The sequence below is a fragment of the Neisseria sp. 27098_8_139 genome (assembly GCF_041433195.1).
GTDB classification, from domain to species: Bacteria; Pseudomonadota; Gammaproteobacteria; order Burkholderiales; family Neisseriaceae; genus Neisseria; species Neisseria subflava.
In genome coordinates this window covers 28,479-44,781 of record NZ_JAPWBA010000005.1, presented here as the reverse complement: position 1 = coordinate 44,781, position 16,303 = coordinate 28,479, and the positions used below count along the sequence as shown (strand labels likewise).

The window sequence follows — 16,303 nt, the reverse complement described above, 5'->3', positions numbered from 1 at the left end:
CCTTTTGATTGTTTGCGTTCTTCCATGTCAAAACAAACGGGAAACAACAATGCCAAAGCGGTTTGACATGATGTTACGACACAAGCAATCCGCTTCTGAATCCGCTATAATCTGCGTTTGACTTTATTTTCCAACGCCTTTTTATAAAGCGAAACATCATGCAAGAACAATATCAGCCCGCCGCCATCGAGCCTGCGGCGCAGAAAAAATGGGACGACGCCCGTATTTTCAACGTCTCCGAAGACGCTTCCAAACCCAAATACTACTGCCTCTCCATGTTCCCCTACCCCAGCGGCAAGCTGCACATGGGGCATGTGCGCAACTACACCATCGGCGACGTATTGAGCCGCTTCAAACTCTTAAACGGCTTCAACGTCATGCAGCCTATGGGTTGGGACGCGTTCGGTATGCCTGCGGAAAACGCGGCGATGAAAAACAACGTCGCCCCCGCCGCTTGGACCTACGACAACATCGAATACATGAAAATCCAGCTCAAAAGCCTGGGTTTTGCGATTGACTGGGAGCGCGAAGTCGCCACCTGCAAACCCGAATACTACCGCTGGGAACAATGGCTGTTTACCAAGCTGTTTGAAAAAGGCATCGTCTACCGCAAAAACGGCACGGTAAACTGGGACCCTGTCGACCAAACCGTATTGGCCAACGAGCAAGTCATCGACGGGCGCGGCTGGCGTTCCGGCGCGTTGATCGAAAAACGCGAAATCCCGATGTATTACTTCAAAATCACGGATTACGCTGAAGAGCTGCTCAACGATTTGGACAAGCTGGAACACTGGCCGGAACAAGTCAAAACCATGCAGCGCAACTGGATCGGTAAATCTCGCGGTATGACCGTGCGCTTTGCTGTTTCAGACGACAGTAAACAAGGTTTGGAAGGCAATTACGCGAAGTTCCTGCAAGTTTATACCACCCGTCCCGACACGCTGATGGGCGCGACTTATGTCGCCGTTGCCGCCGAGCATCCGCTGGCAACCGCCGCAGCCGCCGACAAACCCGAATTGCAGGCATTTATCGCCGAATGCAAAGCCGGCTCGGTTGCCGAAGCCGATATGGCGACGATGGAGAAAAAAGGCGTGCCGACTGGCCGCTACGTCGTCAACCCGCTCAACGGCGACAAGCTGGAAGTGTGGATTGCCAACTATGTATTGTGGGGCTACGGCGACGGCGCAGTGATGGCGGTTCCGGCACACGACGAACGTGATTTCGAGTTCGCCACCAAATACAATCTGCTGAAAAAACAAGTCATTGCCGTCGGCGACAACGCATTCGACGCAGACCAATGGCAAGAATGGTACGGCGACAAAGAAAACGGCGTCTTGGTCAACAGCGGCGACTTGGACGGCATGAATTTTCAGACGGCCTTCGACGCCATCGCCGCCAAGCTGCAAAGCCAAGGCGCAGGCGAACCGAAAACCCAATACCGCCTGCGCGACTGGGGTATTTCGCGCCAGCGCTACTGGGGCTGCCCGATTCCCATTGTCCATTGCGAAAAATGCGGCGACGTACCTGTCCCAGCCGACCAACTGCCGGTCGTTTTGCCTGAAAACGTCGTACCCGACGGCATGGGTTCGCCGCTGGCAAAAATGCCCGAGTTTTACGAAACCACCTGCCCATGCTGCGGCGGCGCAGCGAAACGCGAAACCGACACCATGGACACCTTCATGGAATCAAGCTGGTATTTCTTCCGCTACATGTCGCCCAAGTTCGCAGAAGGCATGGTATCGGCTGAAGCCGCGAAATACTGGGGCTCGGTCGACCAATACATCGGCGGTATCGAACACGCGATTCTGCACCTCTTATACGCGCGCTTCTTCACCAAACTGATGCGCGACGAAGGCTTGGTTAATGTTGACGAACCGTTTGAACGCCTGCTCACGCAAGGCATGGTCGTCTGCGAAACCTACTACCGCGAAAACGCCAACGGCAGCAAAGACTGGATCAACCCCGCCGATGTCGAGCTGACTTTCGACGACAAAGGCCGCCCCGTTTCCGCCGTCCTCAAAGCCGACGGACTGCCCGTCGTCATCAGCGGCACGGAAAAAATGTCCAAATCCAAAAACAACGGCGTCGATCCGCAAGAACTGATTAACGCCTACGGCGCGGACACCGCCCGCCTGTTCATGATGTTTGCCGCACCGCCCGAACAGTCCCTCGAATGGAGCGACAGCGGCGTCGAAGGCGCGCACCGCTTCCTGCGCCGTCTGTGGCGCACCGTTTACGAATACCTGAAGCAAGGCGGCGCGGTCAAAGCGTTTGCAGGCAATCAAGACGGTTTGTCTAAAGAACTCAAAGACCTGCGCCACAAACTGCACGCCACCACCGCCAAAGTCAGCGACGACTACGGCCGCCGCCAGCAGTTCAACACCGCCATCGCCGCCGTGATGGAACTGCTCAACCAATACGACAAAACCGACACCGGCAGCGAACAAGGCCGCGCCGTCGCCCAAGAAGTATTGGAAACCGCCGTACGCCTGTTGTGGCCCATCGTGCCGCACATCTGCGAAACCCTGTGGAGCGAATTGAATGGCGCGAAACTTTGGGAAGCAGGCTGGCCGACAGTCGACGAAGCCGCCCTGGTCAAATCCGAAATCGAAGTCATGGTTCAAGTCAACGGCAAACTGCGCGGCAAAATCACCGTTGCCGCCGACGCATCCAAAGCCGACCTCGAAGCCGCCGCACTCGCCACCGAAGGCGCGGTGAAATTCATGGAAGGCAAGCCTGCCAAGAAAATCATCGTCGTTCCCGGACGCTTGGTAAATATCGTCGTCTAAACCGCTTTTAAGGTTTAGCCATACGGATAAAGGCCGTCTGAAACTTGGTTTTCAGACGGCCTTTTATTTTGGCTTTCAAGCCCAATCGTTATTTTATTTAAACGTAAGGTTTTCAATTAAATCAAAATCATAAAGATATTTTTTGAACCATCGTATTCAAATGCAAACCTTAGCTTTGATAAAAACAAGGTTTAGCCGAATAAAGAAAGGCCGTCTGAAACCCTATATTCAGGTTTCAGACGGCCTTTTTTACTACCCGATTTTATTCGCCGTAATAGGCTTTGGTCAGGATTTCTTCCATATCGGCCACCATGGCGAGGCGTGGGTTGGCCGGGGTGCATTGGTCTTCAAAAGACATCATGGCCAGCTCTTTTCTGCCGTCGAGGAAGGTTTTCTCATCGATGCCCTGCTCTTTCAACGACATTTTGATGCCGACGTTGACCGCCAGTTCATGGCAGGCGCGGGCGAAGGATTCTACGCCTTCTGCCGGTGTGCTGCATGGCAGGCCTAAAGTACGGGCGATTTCCTGATATTTCAGGTCGGCTTTGTAGTAGTTGTACTTCGGCCAAGTGGCAGTTTTCTGCGGACGCGTGCCGTTGTAGCGGATGACATGCGGCAGCAGGATGGCGTTGGCGCGGCCGTGCGGAACGTGATATTTGCCGCCGATTTTGTGTGCCATCGAGTGGTTGATGCCCAAGAACGCATTGGCAAACGCCATGCCTGCAATGGTGGAGGCATTGTGCATATGCTCGCGCGCTTCTGGATCGGCCGCACCGTGTTTGTAGGAGCGTTCGAGGTATTGGAACACGAGCTTGATGGCTTGCAGGGCGAGGCCGTCTGTAAAGTCGTTCGCCAGTACAGAAACATATGCTTCTACGGCGTGGGTCAGTACGTCCAAACCGGTATCGGCGGTTACGCCTGCCGGAACGGTCATGGTAAACGCAGAATCAACAATCGAAATGGTCGGTGTCAGCGAGTAGTCGGCAATCGGATATTTTTTGTCTCCGTCGCTAATGACGGTAAACGGCGTGACTTCGGAGCCGGTGCCCGATGTGGTAGGAATGCCGATAAATTTGGCTTTGCGGCCCAACTCAGGGAAGCGGAACGCGCGTTTGCGGATATCCATGAATTTTTGCACCAAGTCTTCAAAATCGACTTGCGGCTGTTCGTAGAAGAGCCACATGGCTTTGGCCGCGTCCATTGGCGAGCCGCCGCCCAGCGCGATAATGGTGTCCGGCTGGAAGCTGCGCATCAAATCGGTGCCTTTATAGACGGTTTGGACGCTTGGATCGGCTTCGACATCGGTAAACAGCTGGATGGTCACTTTGTTTTTGCGTTGATGCAGTTGATGGGTGATTTTATCGACAAAGCCCAGATCAACCATCGAACGGTCGGTCACAATCATGACTTTTTCGCAGTCTTTCATGTCTTGCAGATATTGGATGGAATCGCGTTCAAAATAGATTTTGGCGGGCACTTTGAACCATTGCATGTTGTTTCTCCGACGGCCTACTTTTTTGATGTTTAACAGATTGACTGCGCTGACGTTGCCGCCGACGGCGTTTTTACCGTAAGAGCCGCAACCGAGGGTCAGAGAAGGCAGGAAGGCGTTGTACACGTCGCCGATGCCGCCGAAGGTGGAAGGCGAATTCCAAATCACGCGCAGCGCTTTGACGCGGGAGCCGAACGTTTTGACCAATTCTTCGTCGGCGGTATGGATGGCGGCGGAGTGTCCCAAGCCGTCAAAGGCAACCATTTCTTCGGCAAACTGCAAACCCTGTTCGGTCGAATCCGCCTTAATCATGGCCAACACAGGCGAAAGTTTTTCGCGGGTCAGCGGCTCGTTCGGACCGACTTCGCGGCATTCGGCGATGATGATGTTGGTTTTTTCAGGCACTTTAAACCCGGCCTGCTCGGCAATCCATGCCGCCGGTTTGCCCACTACCGCAGAATTAAGTTTCGCCCCGCCGCAGCTGGCGCAATTCGCCGTTACGCCGAAGATAAACTCTTCGAGCATGGCTTTTTCTTTTTTATTGGCAAAGTACACGCCGTAAGATTTGAATTCTTCGGCTAACTCTTTGTAAATCTCTTTATCGGCAATCACCGCTTGCTCGCTGGCACACACCATGCCGTTGTCGAAAGATTTCGACATCACAATATCGTGTGCCACCTGTTTGATGTCCGCCGTTTTTTCAACATAAGCAGGTACGTTGCCCGCCCCGACACCGAGCGCAGGTTTGCCGCAAGAATACGCGGCTTCCACCATCGCATTGCCGCCGGTTGCCAAAATCGTTGCCACGCCCGGATGCTTCATCAGCGCGGAAGTGCCTTCCATAGACGGCTTTTCAATCCACTGGATACAGTTTTCCGGCGCACCGGCCGCAATCGCCGCATCGCGCACGATACGCGCTGCGTGGGCGGAACACTGCTGGGCGGACGGGTGGAACGAGAAAATAATCGGATTGCGGGTTTTCAGCGCAATCAGGGATTTGAAAATGGTGGTGGAAGTCGGATTGGTCGTCGGCACAATACCGCAAACCACGCCGACAGGATCGGCAATTTCAGTAATACCGGTTACATCGTTTTCGCTGATGACACCCACGGTTTTCAAATCGCGCAGGCGGCGCACGACGTTTTCGCAGGCAAACAGGTTTTTCGTCGCCTTATCCTCAAACACACCGCGCCCCGTTTCTTCCACCGCGTGCATGGCGAGCACACCGTGTTTGTCCAGCGCGGCGATAGAGGCTTTGGCCACAATAAAATCAATCTGCTCCTGATCCAACTTAAGAAACTCATCCAACGCCCGTAAACCCTTTTCAACCAGGCTGTTTACCTCGGCTACGGCTGGGCTGACGACGTTGTCGGCTGATGCGTTCATGGTGTATCTCCTTAATAAAAGGTGGCAATAAGGTCAATAAATTTTCACTACGATAACTATAAGTAATTTAGTTACATTCTGCTTTGACCTACATCACAAACCATAATTGAACTTTTCAGACGGCCTCTTTATCATTTATTCATTTTAATTTACTGAAGTATAATGATTTTATCCTGACGTAACCGAAGACGGTCATTCTTGGTCGCTTTCCCCGCATATTAAAATAAGAACAGAAAACCAATGTATCAAAATTACATACTCAAAATACAAAGGCCGTCTGAAAATATTTTTCAGACGGCCTTTTTTTGTATTTCTTTTATCGGCTAATGTCTTCCAGCGTACGGCCTTTGGTTTCTTCACCCAATACCAAGATTACCGCCACAATCAGCAGCATAACCAGCGCAAACATCATAAAGATATTGCCGAAGCCGCCGCTGTTGCCCACCATCGCCGCCACTACCATGGGCGCGAGTATGCCGCCGACGCGGCCGATGGCGCCTGCCCAGCCGGATGCGAAGGCACGGAAGCGCAAGGGGTAGAGTTCGGGGGTGTAGGTGTACAAAACGCCCCATGCGCCCAAGTTGAAGAAGGACATCATGCTGCCCCAAATCATGACTTCGGTCGCAGTTGTGCTTTGCCCGAAAAACCATGCGCACACGGCGCAAGCGGCCAGAAAGCCTGCCAGCGTTGCTTTGCGGCCGATTCTTTCCACCAAAGCCGCGGCGGCAATATAGCCGGGCAGTTGCGCCACAATCATCACCAGCACATATTCAAAGGTTTTGACCACGGTATTGCCCTGCTCGACCAGCAATTTGGGCAACCAAGTAAAAATGCCGTAATACGAAAACACGATGCCGAACCAAACCAGCCACAACATCAGCGTGCGCCGTGCAAACGGATGTTGCCAAAGTTGGACGAAGCGGATGCGTTCGCGCGGGGCGGCCGGGGCGGCAACGGCTTCTGTCGGCGGCGTGATGCCCGATTGAGTTTCCAGCGCGGATACCAAACGGTGCGCTTCGTTGGTTTTGCCGCGGGAAAGCAAGTAAGGCACGGATTCGGGAACAAACTTCAACACCAACGGCACATAAAACAGGGGTAAGGCGCCGAATAAAAACGCGCTGTGCCAGCCGGTTTGCGGAATAAAGAAATAAGACACCAGCGCGGCCGAGAGCCAGCCCAAGCCCCAAAAGCTTTCCAGCAACACAATAAAACGGCCGCGTACTTTCGGCGGCGCATATTCGCTGACCAGCGACACGGCGACGGGCAGTTGGCCGCCCAAACCGACGCCGACAAAAAAGCGGCACACCAGCAAAACCGCCAAATCAGGCGCGAGCGCGCACAAACCTGTGGCAATGCTGTACACCACCATCGTGCCGGCAAAAACAGTTTTCCGTCCGAACCTGTCCGCCAGCCAGCCGCTGCATACCGCGCCCAAGGCCATGCCGACAAAGGCAATGCTGACAATCCAACCCAACTGCGCCGGAGCCAGCACCCAATCTTTGCCCAAAGCCGGCAATACAAACGACACCAAGCCTGTATCCATGGCATCAAACAGCCAGCCTATACCGACCAACACTAAAAGTTTGTAATGAAAGCGGGAAGGCGGCAGATTGTGCAGCCGCGTCAGAATATCCATAACTTCTTTCCTTTGTTTGTGTAATATCGAATTAGATTTTATAAATAACTGCTTGAGTTTCAGCGACAAACCTAAAAATAGAGCATTATGTCGATTTTAACATTTATACAATATGCAAAGAATAGGAAGCGCACGTTTTTTTGGCTATTTTTAAATATCTTAATCTCGGCGATAAACCGCATACCATTTTGAAACATAAAACAAGAAATCACTTCAGGCCGTCTGAAAGTCGATGGTTTGGTTTTCAGACGGCCTGCCGTTTTTTGCAAAGGCTTCATGCTTGGGTTATGATGTTTATTTGTAATATGTAAACAGATGATTGCCTGTTTTTACATAACAGGCCGTCTGAACAACGGAGAACGATATGAATGCGGTTGTAATTGCGGTCATCATCATGCTTGTGCTGTCTTTATCGCGCGTGCATGTGGTGCTCAGCTTGGCTGTCGGCGCGTTTGTCGGCGGCTTGGTGGCCGGTATGCCTTTGGAGAATGTAACCAACACGGCCGGCGATGTGGTGCAGCAAGGGATTATTCCTGTTTTTAACGAAGGCCTGAAAGGCGGGGCGCAAATCGCGCTGTCTTATGCCATGCTCGGCGCGTTTGCCATGGCCATCACGCATTCCGGCCTGCCGCAGCAGCTCGCCGGTGTGATTATCCGCAAGCTCAATGGCGGCGAAGGTAATGCGAAAGGCGAAGGTGCGGTCAAATGGCTGCTGCTGGCGATTATTTTGTGCATGGGCGTGATGAGCCAAAACGTCGTGCCGATTCATATTGCGTTTATCCCGATGATTATTCCACCACTGCTGTTGGTGTTCAACCGTTTGAAACTCGACCGCCGTTTGGTGGCCTGCGTAATTACGTTTGGCTTGGTAACGACTTATATGTTCCTGCCTTACGGTTTCGGCGCCATCTTCTTGAAGGACATCATGTTGGGCAATATCCGCTCGGCAGGCATGGACACCAGCGGCATCAATGTGATGCATGCAATGGCGATTCCGGCTTTGGGCATGGTATCCGGCTTGCTGCTGGCCTTTTGGCACTACCGCAAGCCGCGTATTTATCAAAACAATACCACTGACACGGAAGACAACCGTGCAGCAGTGCAACAACAAGAGCCGTCAACCTATCGCAGCTTGGTGGCGGCCGTGGCGATTGCCGTGTGTTTTGCCATTCAGCTTTTGTATGATGGTTCGCTGGTGTTGGGCGCTATGTTGGGCTTTGCTGTGTTTATGATGTTGGGCGTGATGAACCGCTCTGCCGCCAGCGATGTCTTCGGCGAAGGCATCAAAATGATGGCGATGGTCGGCTTTATTATGATTGCGGCACAAGGTTTTGCCGCTGTAATGAACGCGACCGGCGACATTCAGCCTTTGGTCGAACGCAGCATGGCTTTGTTCGGCGGTAATAAAGGCATGGCCGCATTGACCATGTTGTGCGTCGGCTTGCTGGTGACCATGGGCATCGGCTCGTCTTTCTCAACTTTGCCGATTATTACCGCGATTTATGTGCCTTTGTGCATGAGCTTGGGCTTCTCTCCTATGGCGACCGTCGCCATCGTCGGCACGGCCGGTGCGCTGGGCGATGCTGGCTCTCCTGCTTCCGACTCGACGCTCGGCCCGACCATGGGTTTGAACGCCGACGGTCAGCACGACCACATCCGCGATTCGGTTATCCCGACTTTTATCCACTACAATATCCCGCTGATGGCCGCCGGCTGGATTGCCGCGATGGTGCTGTAATATGAGCGATATTCGGGAATTGGAACACCGCGTCACGGAGCTGGAAATTCAGACGGCCTTGCAGGAAGATTTAATCGGCAGTCTGAACGACACCATCGCCAAGATGCAGCAGGCTTTGGATTTGCAGCAAGGCCAGCTGCGGCTTCTGTATCAACGGATGCAGGATAAAGGCGCAAACGGCGAACGCGAACCGTACAGCCTGCGCGATGAGATTCCGCCGCATTATTGATAAACTAAAAAAGGGCGTGTTGGATACATGCCCTTTTCTTTCATAACAAAGGCCGTCTGAAAGTCTATCAAGCCTTCAGACGGCCTTTTAAACAATCAAACCTTACAAACAAGCCAATTCATTGGCCATTTGCTGCTCGACGGTTTCACGTTGGCGGATAAGTTTGCATTCGCTGCCGTCAACCAATACTTCCGCCGCACGGTTGCGCGTGTTGTAGTTGCTCGCCATGCTTGAGCCATACGCACCGGCGCTGCGGATAAGCAGCAAATCCCCTTCTTCACAGGCGATGGTGCGGTCTTTGCCGAGGAAGTCGCCGGTTTCACAAATCGGGCCGACGATATTGGCCGTCAGAGGCTCAATGTCTTTGGTTTCGACCGCTTCAATGTGATGATAGGCATCATAAAGCGCCGGACGCATCAAATCGTTCATCGCCGCATCGACCATCACAAAGTTTTTCTCTTCGCCATGTTTGACGAATTCGACTCGCGTCAACAACGCGCCTGCATTACCGACCAAACTGCGGCCTGGCTCGAGAACCAGTTTCAGACGGCGTGTACCGATCAGTTTTTGAACTTCTTTGGCATACGCGCTCAAATCAGGCACATTTTCATCTTGGTAAACAATGCCGACACCGCCGCCCAAGTCCAAGTGTTCCAACACAATGCCTTCGGTTGCCAGTTGGTCGACCAAAGCCAAGATCCGTTCGCAGGCTTCGACAAGCGGGCTGAGGTCGGTCAGTTGGGAGCCGATATGGCAGTCGATACCGACAATTTTCAAATGGCTTTGTCGGGAAGCATGACGATAGGCCTCAAGTGCATCGGCATAGGCAATACCGAATTTGTTGGCTTTCAGGCCGGTGGAGATATAAGGATGGGTTTTGGCATCGACATCGGGGTTGACGCGCAGGGAAACCGGAGCGACCTTACCCAAGCGCACGGCAACTTTCTGAATGCGGTCGATTTCGGGAATGCTTTCCATATTGAAGCATTTCACGCCTGCATTCAGCGCAAACTCGATTTCTGCTTCACTCTTACCCACACCGGAAAAAATCGTTTTCGCCGCATCGCCGCCTGCCGCCAAAATACGCGCCAACTCGCCGCCGGACACAATATCGAAACCGCTCCCCAAAGAAGCAAAGTGCTTGATGATGCTCAGATTGCCATTCGCTTTCACTGCGTAGCAGACAAGCGGATTTAAAGCGGCAAATGCGGTTTGGTAGTTTTCAAATGCCTCGGTCAGCGCAGATTTGCTGTACACATAAAGCGGCGTACCAAACTCTTCGGCAAGGTGTGTATAAGGGAGTTGTTCGCAGAATAAGGTCATGTTTGTGAAATCTTTTTTAGTCGTTGGTTTGAGTGGTCGGTTCTTTGGCCGTATCGAATTTCAAGCCGGTTTGAATCACGCCGAAGCGCGCCTTGTCGCCTTCTTTGGGCAGGTAGAGATCGCCTTTGTAGCCGCAGGCAGAGAGCAGCAGAGCCGTTGCTGCTGCAAAAAATACGCCGTATTTCATCAGTAAAACTTTCTTCATCATTACGAATGTGGCAAGATTCGGTATCTTAAACAAAAACCACACAAAAAGCCATGATGACCGAAAGCGAATTCATCCGCATGAGCGAAGAATTGTTCGAACATATCGAAGACCAAATCGACGAAAACGGCTGGGATTTCGACTGCCAGTTTGCCGGAAACGTACTGACCATCGAAGCCGAAAACGGCACGCAAATCATCGTCAACCGCCACACGCCCAACCAAGAATTGTGGATTGCAGCCAAAAGCGGCGGCTACCATTTCGCCGAGCAAAACGGCAAATGGCTGGCAACACGCGACAGCCGCGATTTCTACGACGTTTTAAACGAAGCACTGAGCGAGGCTTCGGGCGAAGCAGTTGAGATTGCAGAATTGTGATTCAGTCTTCAAATATCCCTAGCTAAACATCTATTTACCTCAAAGGACACCCAAATGCCCCTACTAGACAGTTTCAAAGTCGACCACACCCGTATGCACGCCCCTGCCGTCCGCGTGGCAAAAACCATGACCACGCCCAAAGGCGACACCATTACCGTGTTTGACCTGCGTTTCTGCGTTCCCAACAAAGAAATCCTGCCTGAAAAAGGCATTCACACGCTGGAGCACCTGTTCGCAGGTTTTATGCGCGACCACTTAAACGGCAACGGCGTTGAAATCATCGACATTTCCCCAATGGGCTGCCGCACCGGTTTCTACATGAGCCTTATCGGCACGCCTGACGAGCAGCAGGTCGCCGACGCATGGCTTGCTTCAATGCAGGATGTTTTGACCGTTCAAGACCAAAGCAAAATCCCCGAGCTGAACGAATACCAATGCGGCACTTACCTGATGCACTCGCTTGCCGAAGCACACGAAATCGCCCAAAACGTTTTGGCACGCAAAGTCGCCGTCAATAAAAACGAAGAGCTGACATTGGACGAAAGCCTGTTGAACGCTTAATCCGCCATGACAGTAAAGGCCGTCTGAAACTTTATATGACAAGTTTCAGACGGCCTAAGACCTTTTATTCCAATTTTCAACCTTTCAGCCATAGTTTTACACCGCCTAAAAATAAGTTGGCGGATGCTGACAGTGTACATAGTATAATTACACTTTAAACAAACAACCTGATTCTATTGCCTTTATGAAACCGTTTTTCTGCAAAACCGCCATTGCCCTCAGCCTGACCCTCCCCGCCGCCGCCAACGCTGCCGAGTATGTCTGCAATGTTGAAGGCATCACTGTTTATGCTTCATACCAGATCAATGACGCCTGTCGCATAGTTGAAACAAACAATGTAACGGAAAACAGCGTCGTTGCAATTCCAGGCGACACTCCGGTTTTAAAAACGGTACAAACAACAGAATTTAAAGCATCTGCCGCTGACTACGTTCATGCTTCTCAAGCAACTCCTGCGGTACAAACCCCAGTCGTTGTTGCTCGAAATGAATACGGTGTTCCCGCACCTATTTCCATTCCTATTGCGCAAGCACGTCTAACTTCTCAAATTGACAAAAACGTTGCTGACGGCCTTGCCATTCTCAGCGATACAGCTGTTTTAGACACTGCCCCTACAATAAAGTCTGAAATTGACACTACCGACGTTCTCAACGTCATGTCTGCTACTACACAGCCTCAAACTATGGCTGTTCAAACTCCAAACAATACTCCTACCCCTATTACGCAAACCCTTCCAACAACATCTGCGATTCAAATCCCTCAAGCAATTATTCAGAATCCTGTTGTTTTACCCAAAACACCTGATAGAACCACGGCCAAACAAAATAACCAAACCGTAATTGCCTCAGATGAAGCAATCGACAAAACACCTATCAACGTTGAAACCAAGCGTAAAGGTAAAGCCTATACCAAAACCTCAACCCGATATAATGCAAAAAACACCAATACTGGTAAAACAACTGTCGCAAACACGGCTAACGAACAAACGATTAAAACCGTTGTTGCTCCAACAGTAGAATCAAATGTACCAAATAAACCTGCTACAACGGTTTCCCCGGTAGATCAAAGCAAAACATCCGCGCAAACACCTTTCCCTAAGGCATATACACCTGCTGCTAATATTCCGTTTGATCCAAGCAATGTTTACAACGATATTAAAATTTTGCCCCATATTCCAATTACAAGCGTGACCAATACAGCCGAAGCCGCCAATCCGCGCCTTAATATTACCCTGCGCAACCATCAGAACAAATCACGCAGTTCTTCATACAGCAAATACAAAGCCCCTGTTATCCGTACTGCACCTGTAGTTACGCCGGCTCCTAAGCCAAGCCCTAAAGAAACCCGCAAACAGATATTGCAGACCGAAGTACGCAATGAACAGGCCGCTATTACCCACCTTCAAACCCAGCTGAATGCGGCCAAACAAAAAGGTGATCAAATTAAGATCCAACAGCTGACCCGTACCATCAACGCCCGTAAAGCGAATATCCGCGCTATTCAAGGTGAGATGTCTCGTTGATTGGTTTTTGATACAAAAAGGCCGTCTGAAAATATTTTCAGACGGCCTTTTTAATGACATAAACCTTATTTATTCAAAAGACAAATACTTTCTCTAAAATCATTTGCCGATCACGCCAAAGTATATTTCTTCACACTCCTACCCTCGTGCGCCATTACTTCTTCTATCCAATCGGCGATATTTTGCCAATAATATTGCGGCTTTTCAGACGGCCTATCAGTCTGAGTACCTTCATCATTCAACACAACGGGAACACCCTGCTCTGCACCGGCTTCAAGCAACATCCAAATACTGCCTTCATGGGTATCGGCATGAGCTGCTTGATGTTCATATGCCCAGCCAACCGCAGCTTGTCCGCCATTTTGCACAGACTGCATCGCCAGCAATAATGGATGAAAGCAGGTATCCACATTGTTGTCAGCAGCCACGACCAAAGTTGCACCATGCGTGCCTAACGCTTGCGCGGCATGAAAAACGGGAGAGTTGTGCAGATTGGCGATAAAGTCAAACGGCATCGCGGCGTGATGGTTCAGCACATTGTCTGCCATTTTTTCAAATACGGATGGCGAAGAAAATGGTGTACCGAGAAAAACAGCGCAATCAGAACGGATTTCGCTTTGTTCCTTTAGCTGCCCTGCACCAAGCGCGGCAAGCAGGCTTAACCGACTGAGACGGCGGGTATCCATACCGCTTTGCTGCTTTAAGGTTTGTTTGAGGATTTTACCGCCGGTGCCGGCGTCAGTATCAAAACGCACGGCGGCGGTAATACGGATATTAGGATTTACGGTTGCCATTGCCATACCAAAGATGTGTTGCTGCCGCCAAAACCAAACTGATTGGCCAAACAGAAAAAGCTGCCTTTTTGTAAAGCCGCGCACTCGGAAAAACAAATTTTCCGCCCCTGATAATCGCTACTTCCGCCTTGTTTTAAAGCGGATAATAGCAGGGCTGTTTCAAGGGCTGCCGTTGCGCCAAGCGTGTGTCCGATTTTCGGCTTGAACGCCATCAAAGGCGGCAGTGTACCGAATATATTTTCCAGTGCGGCCAATTCGGCGGCATCGCTGTCAGCCGTGCCGATACCGTGTGTTTTAACGGCTGCAATACTTTCAGGAGCGATGCCTGCAATATCTAACGCACGGCGCATCACCTGCTCTTGCGCTTGGCCATCGCTTTGAATCAGGTCATTGCCTGTATTGGCGGCATGTCCGATAAGTTTCAAACGGCCTGAAGAAGATTCAGGAGCAGCGGAAGATAAGGCAAGTGCGGCAACACCTTCGCCTAAAATCAAACCGTTTCCGCCAAAAGGCCGATATTGCTCGGCCAGCAAACCCAAGCTGTGAAAATGCAGCAAAGTCAGCCGGTTGAGGTTTTCAATCCCAAGCACAAAGGCGCGCTCCACCCCGCTGCGCAAACAATTATCCGCCTGAATCAGCGCATGGGCGGATGAAGTGCAGGCAGTAGCGAAACTGAAAATCTGCCGATTGCCGCTGCGCCGGCGCAAATCTTCGGCGAGATAAAGCAAATTGTGTTCTTCTACCGCCCTATTGCCCGCAAAATGGCGGTTTTCATATTCGGAGATGGAATAGGAACTGGAACCGATAAACACCGGCGCATCATGCCAGCTTTCAGACGGCCAGCCTGCACTTTCGGCGGCTTGTCGCAAATGTTGTTCGGCAATATCCGCAAATTCCTTCCGCCCCAAACTGTCGCCGGCGAATGCACGAAAATAAGCAGCCTGCTGTGGCTGGTTTAAAAACGTATAAGACACTGCATCAGGCCGTCTGAAATCCGTTTGCGGATTCAAGGCAGAAGTGGCCGCCGTACCGCAAACCCAACTCACGCGCCATGCTCCGCACGGATAAACGCCGCCAAATCGCGTACGCACATCATATGTTTGCGCACCATCCGGTCGCCCTGCAGACGCACTTGGAAATACTGTTGCAAGGCAACGCTGATTTGCAGCGCATCAAGCGAATCCAAACCGACCGGACTGTCATCGCCAAACAAAAGTGCATCGTCGGTAAAATCATCCATATCCACATCATCGGCCTTATCGGCCTCTTGCACGATTAACTTTTTCAATTCCGCTTCCAGCTCGTGCTCGGTCAGTGTAAAGGTGTAAGACATTTTTTAAACTCCCATTTTTATCTCATGAAGCAACAGCTCGTTTTAGTACAACCCGCTACGCTCGTTTTAGCGAAACTCGTGACACTCGTTTTCAGACGGCCTGAACTTTATGCAAAATCGCCCCAAAGTGTCTGCATGGCCGCAATGGCCGCAAGTGAGGCGGTTTCGGTACGCAACACCCGTTTGCCAAGCGTAACGGATTGAAAACCGGCATCAAATGCCTGCTGCTCTTCCTTCTCCGTCCAGCCGCCTTCCGGGCCGACCATAAACACGACTTTGCCGGATTGCGGCCGAACATCGCTCAGTTTTTGTGCGCGGTTCAAGCTCATTAACAGTTTGGTCGTTTCCTGCGGCAACTGCTGCAGAGCCTGTGCATAAGTCGTCAGCGGCAAAACCTTCGGCACAATATTGCGGCCGCTTTGTTCACACGCCGAAACGACGATTTCCTGCCAACGCGCCACCCGCTTTTCAGCGCGTTCGCCGCTCAAGCGGACGACACAGCGTTCGCTGATGACCGGGCGAATTTCTGCCACGCCCAATTCCACGCTTTTCTGCAAAGTGAAATCCATGCGCTCGGCGGAGGATACCGCCTGTACCAACGTAATGTTCAGCGGCGATTCGTTGTCCGTTGCCTCTTCACGCAGAATCCGCACGCTGGCGCGGCGCTTTTCCAAAACTTCGGGCAATGCCGGATATGCCTTGCCATTGCCGTTGAACAACACGATTTCTTCCGTGTTTTTCACGCGCAATACATTCAGATGGCGCACCACATTATCGGGCAATTCGACCACGCTGTCGGGGCTTAAGGCAAAATCAACATAAAATCGGGGCATGGTTTCCTGCTTTATTCATGTATATAATTTGAACTTTCGTGAACGAAATTGAAACACGGCGACGACATACACTTGCCTGCCTGAT

The 16,303-nt window shown here is 51.5% G+C and carries 14 protein-coding genes; 6 read left to right on the top strand and 8 right to left on the bottom strand.

Features of this window, described 5'->3' with window-relative positions:
- Positions 1–158 precede the first annotated feature (158 nt).
- A complete protein-coding gene (leuS, locus tag O3660_RS06855) occupies positions 159–2,789 on the top strand; it encodes a leucine--tRNA ligase (RefSeq protein WP_049350869.1) in 2,631 nt (876 codons plus the stop codon).
- A gap of 262 nt (positions 2,790–3,051) precedes the next feature.
- On the opposite strand, the gene adhE is transcribed toward leuS, so the two are convergent.
- The gene (gene adhE, locus O3660_RS06850; RefSeq protein WP_049350870.1) at positions 3,052–5,667 is read right to left on the bottom strand and encodes a bifunctional acetaldehyde-CoA/alcohol dehydrogenase; all 2,616 of its coding nucleotides are present in this window, start codon (positions 5,665–5,667) and stop codon (positions 3,052–3,054) included.
- A gap of 316 nt (positions 5,668–5,983) precedes the next feature.
- Positions 5,984–7,303, bottom strand: coding sequence for an MFS transporter (locus O3660_RS06845; RefSeq protein ID WP_049350871.1), 1,320 nt, complete (start codon positions 7,301–7,303; stop codon positions 5,984–5,986).
- A gap of 364 nt (positions 7,304–7,667) precedes the next feature.
- Here O3660_RS06845 and O3660_RS06840 point away from each other — a divergent pair, with 364 nt between their 5' ends.
- Positions 7,668–9,041: a Na+/H+ antiporter family protein gene (locus O3660_RS06840; RefSeq protein ID WP_049350872.1), complete on the top strand. Its 1,374-nt coding sequence runs from the start codon at positions 7,668–7,670 to the stop codon at positions 9,039–9,041.
- Position 9,042: 1 nt separating this feature from the next.
- Positions 9,043–9,270, top strand: a complete 228-nt coding sequence (locus tag O3660_RS06835) for a SlyX family protein (protein ID WP_049350873.1) — start codon at positions 9,043–9,045, stop codon at positions 9,268–9,270.
- 102 nt (positions 9,271–9,372) lie between these two features.
- Here O3660_RS06835 and lysA read toward each other — a convergent pair whose 3' ends face one another.
- Together lysA and O3660_RS06825 are read right to left on the bottom strand one after the other, a co-directional pair.
- Entirely contained in the window at positions 9,373–10,593 is a 1,221-nt protein-coding gene (lysA, locus tag O3660_RS06830) for a diaminopimelate decarboxylase (RefSeq protein ID WP_371464721.1), read from the bottom strand.
- A gap of 16 nt (positions 10,594–10,609) precedes the next feature.
- Positions 10,610–10,780 (bottom strand): lipoprotein, encoded by a 171-nt coding sequence (locus O3660_RS06825; RefSeq protein ID WP_036472795.1) that lies wholly within the window; start codon positions 10,778–10,780, stop codon positions 10,610–10,612.
- A 71-nt stretch (positions 10,781–10,851) separates the two neighbouring features.
- Between O3660_RS06825 and cyaY the strand changes: the two genes are divergently transcribed.
- From cyaY to O3660_RS06810, 3 genes are all read left to right on the top strand, one after another.
- On the top strand, positions 10,852–11,175 hold the full coding sequence (gene cyaY / locus O3660_RS06820) for an iron donor protein CyaY (RefSeq protein ID WP_036472792.1): 324 nt from the start codon (positions 10,852–10,854) through the stop codon (positions 11,173–11,175).
- A gap of 54 nt (positions 11,176–11,229) precedes the next feature.
- The gene (gene luxS / locus O3660_RS06815; RefSeq protein WP_049350875.1) at positions 11,230–11,736 is read left to right on the top strand and encodes an S-ribosylhomocysteine lyase; all 507 of its coding nucleotides are present in this window, start codon (positions 11,230–11,232) and stop codon (positions 11,734–11,736) included.
- A gap of 184 nt (positions 11,737–11,920) precedes the next feature.
- Positions 11,921–13,258, top strand: a complete 1,338-nt coding sequence (locus O3660_RS06810) for a hypothetical protein (RefSeq protein ID WP_049350876.1) — start codon at positions 11,921–11,923, stop codon at positions 13,256–13,258.
- Between the two features lie 110 nt (positions 13,259–13,368).
- Here O3660_RS06810 and O3660_RS06805 read toward each other — a convergent pair whose 3' ends face one another.
- The 4 genes from O3660_RS06805 to O3660_RS06790 all read right to left on the bottom strand — a co-directional run bounded on the left by O3660_RS06805 (position 13,369) and on the right by O3660_RS06790 (position 16,218).
- A complete protein-coding gene (locus O3660_RS06805; protein ID WP_049350877.1) occupies positions 13,369–14,058 on the bottom strand; it encodes a hypothetical protein in 690 nt (229 codons plus the stop codon).
- Positions 14,040–15,098 (bottom strand): beta-ketoacyl synthase N-terminal-like domain-containing protein, encoded by a 1,059-nt coding sequence (locus O3660_RS06800; RefSeq protein WP_049350878.1) that lies wholly within the window; start codon positions 15,096–15,098, stop codon positions 14,040–14,042. Before O3660_RS06800 ends, O3660_RS06805 begins: the two co-directional genes overlap by 19 nt.
- Positions 15,095–15,385 carry an acyl carrier protein gene (locus O3660_RS06795; protein WP_049350879.1) on the bottom strand — a complete coding sequence of 97 codons (291 nt, stop codon included), beginning with the start codon at positions 15,383–15,385 and terminating at the stop codon, positions 15,095–15,097. Before O3660_RS06795 ends, O3660_RS06800 begins: the two co-directional genes overlap by 4 nt.
- A gap of 107 nt (positions 15,386–15,492) precedes the next feature.
- Positions 15,493–16,218, bottom strand: a complete 726-nt coding sequence (locus O3660_RS06790) for a 16S rRNA (uracil(1498)-N(3))-methyltransferase (protein ID WP_049350880.1) — start codon at positions 16,216–16,218, stop codon at positions 15,493–15,495.
- Positions 16,219–16,303 lie beyond the last annotated feature (85 nt).

Excerpts from the sequence above, each read along its gene's own strand:
- leuS (WP_049350869.1), top strand. The coding sequence starts at position 159 with ATGCAAGAACAATATCAGCCCGCCGCCATCGAGCCTGCGGCGCAGAAA.
- cyaY (WP_036472792.1), top strand. The coding sequence starts at position 10,852 with ATGATGACCGAAAGCGAATTCATCCGCATGAGCGAAGAATTGTTCGAA.
- luxS (WP_049350875.1), top strand. The coding sequence starts at position 11,230 with ATGCCCCTACTAGACAGTTTCAAAGTCGACCACACCCGTATGCACGCC.
- O3660_RS06810 (WP_049350876.1), top strand. The coding sequence starts at position 11,921 with ATGAAACCGTTTTTCTGCAAAACCGCCATTGCCCTCAGCCTGACCCTC.
- O3660_RS06825 (WP_036472795.1), bottom strand. The coding sequence starts at position 10,780 with ATGAAATACGGCGTATTTTTTGCAGCAGCAACGGCTCTGCTGCTCTCT.
- O3660_RS06795 (WP_049350879.1), bottom strand. The coding sequence starts at position 15,385 with ATGTCTTACACCTTTACACTGACCGAGCACGAGCTGGAAGCGGAATTG.
- adhE (WP_049350870.1), bottom strand. The coding sequence starts at position 5,667 with ATGAACGCATCAGCCGACAACGTCGTCAGCCCAGCCGTAGCCGAGGTA.
- O3660_RS06845 (WP_049350871.1), bottom strand. The coding sequence starts at position 7,303 with ATGGATATTCTGACGCGGCTGCACAATCTGCCGCCTTCCCGCTTTCAT.
- O3660_RS06840 (WP_049350872.1), top strand. The coding sequence starts at position 7,668 with ATGAATGCGGTTGTAATTGCGGTCATCATCATGCTTGTGCTGTCTTTA.
- lysA (WP_371464721.1), bottom strand. The coding sequence starts at position 10,593 with ATGACCTTATTCTGCGAACAACTCCCTTATACACACCTTGCCGAAGAG.
- O3660_RS06805 (WP_049350877.1), bottom strand. The coding sequence starts at position 14,058 with ATGGCAATGGCAACCGTAAATCCTAATATCCGTATTACCGCCGCCGTG.
- O3660_RS06835 (WP_049350873.1), top strand. The coding sequence starts at position 9,043 with ATGAGCGATATTCGGGAATTGGAACACCGCGTCACGGAGCTGGAAATT.
- O3660_RS06790 (WP_049350880.1), bottom strand. The coding sequence starts at position 16,218 with ATGCCCCGATTTTATGTTGATTTTGCCTTAAGCCCCGACAGCGTGGTC.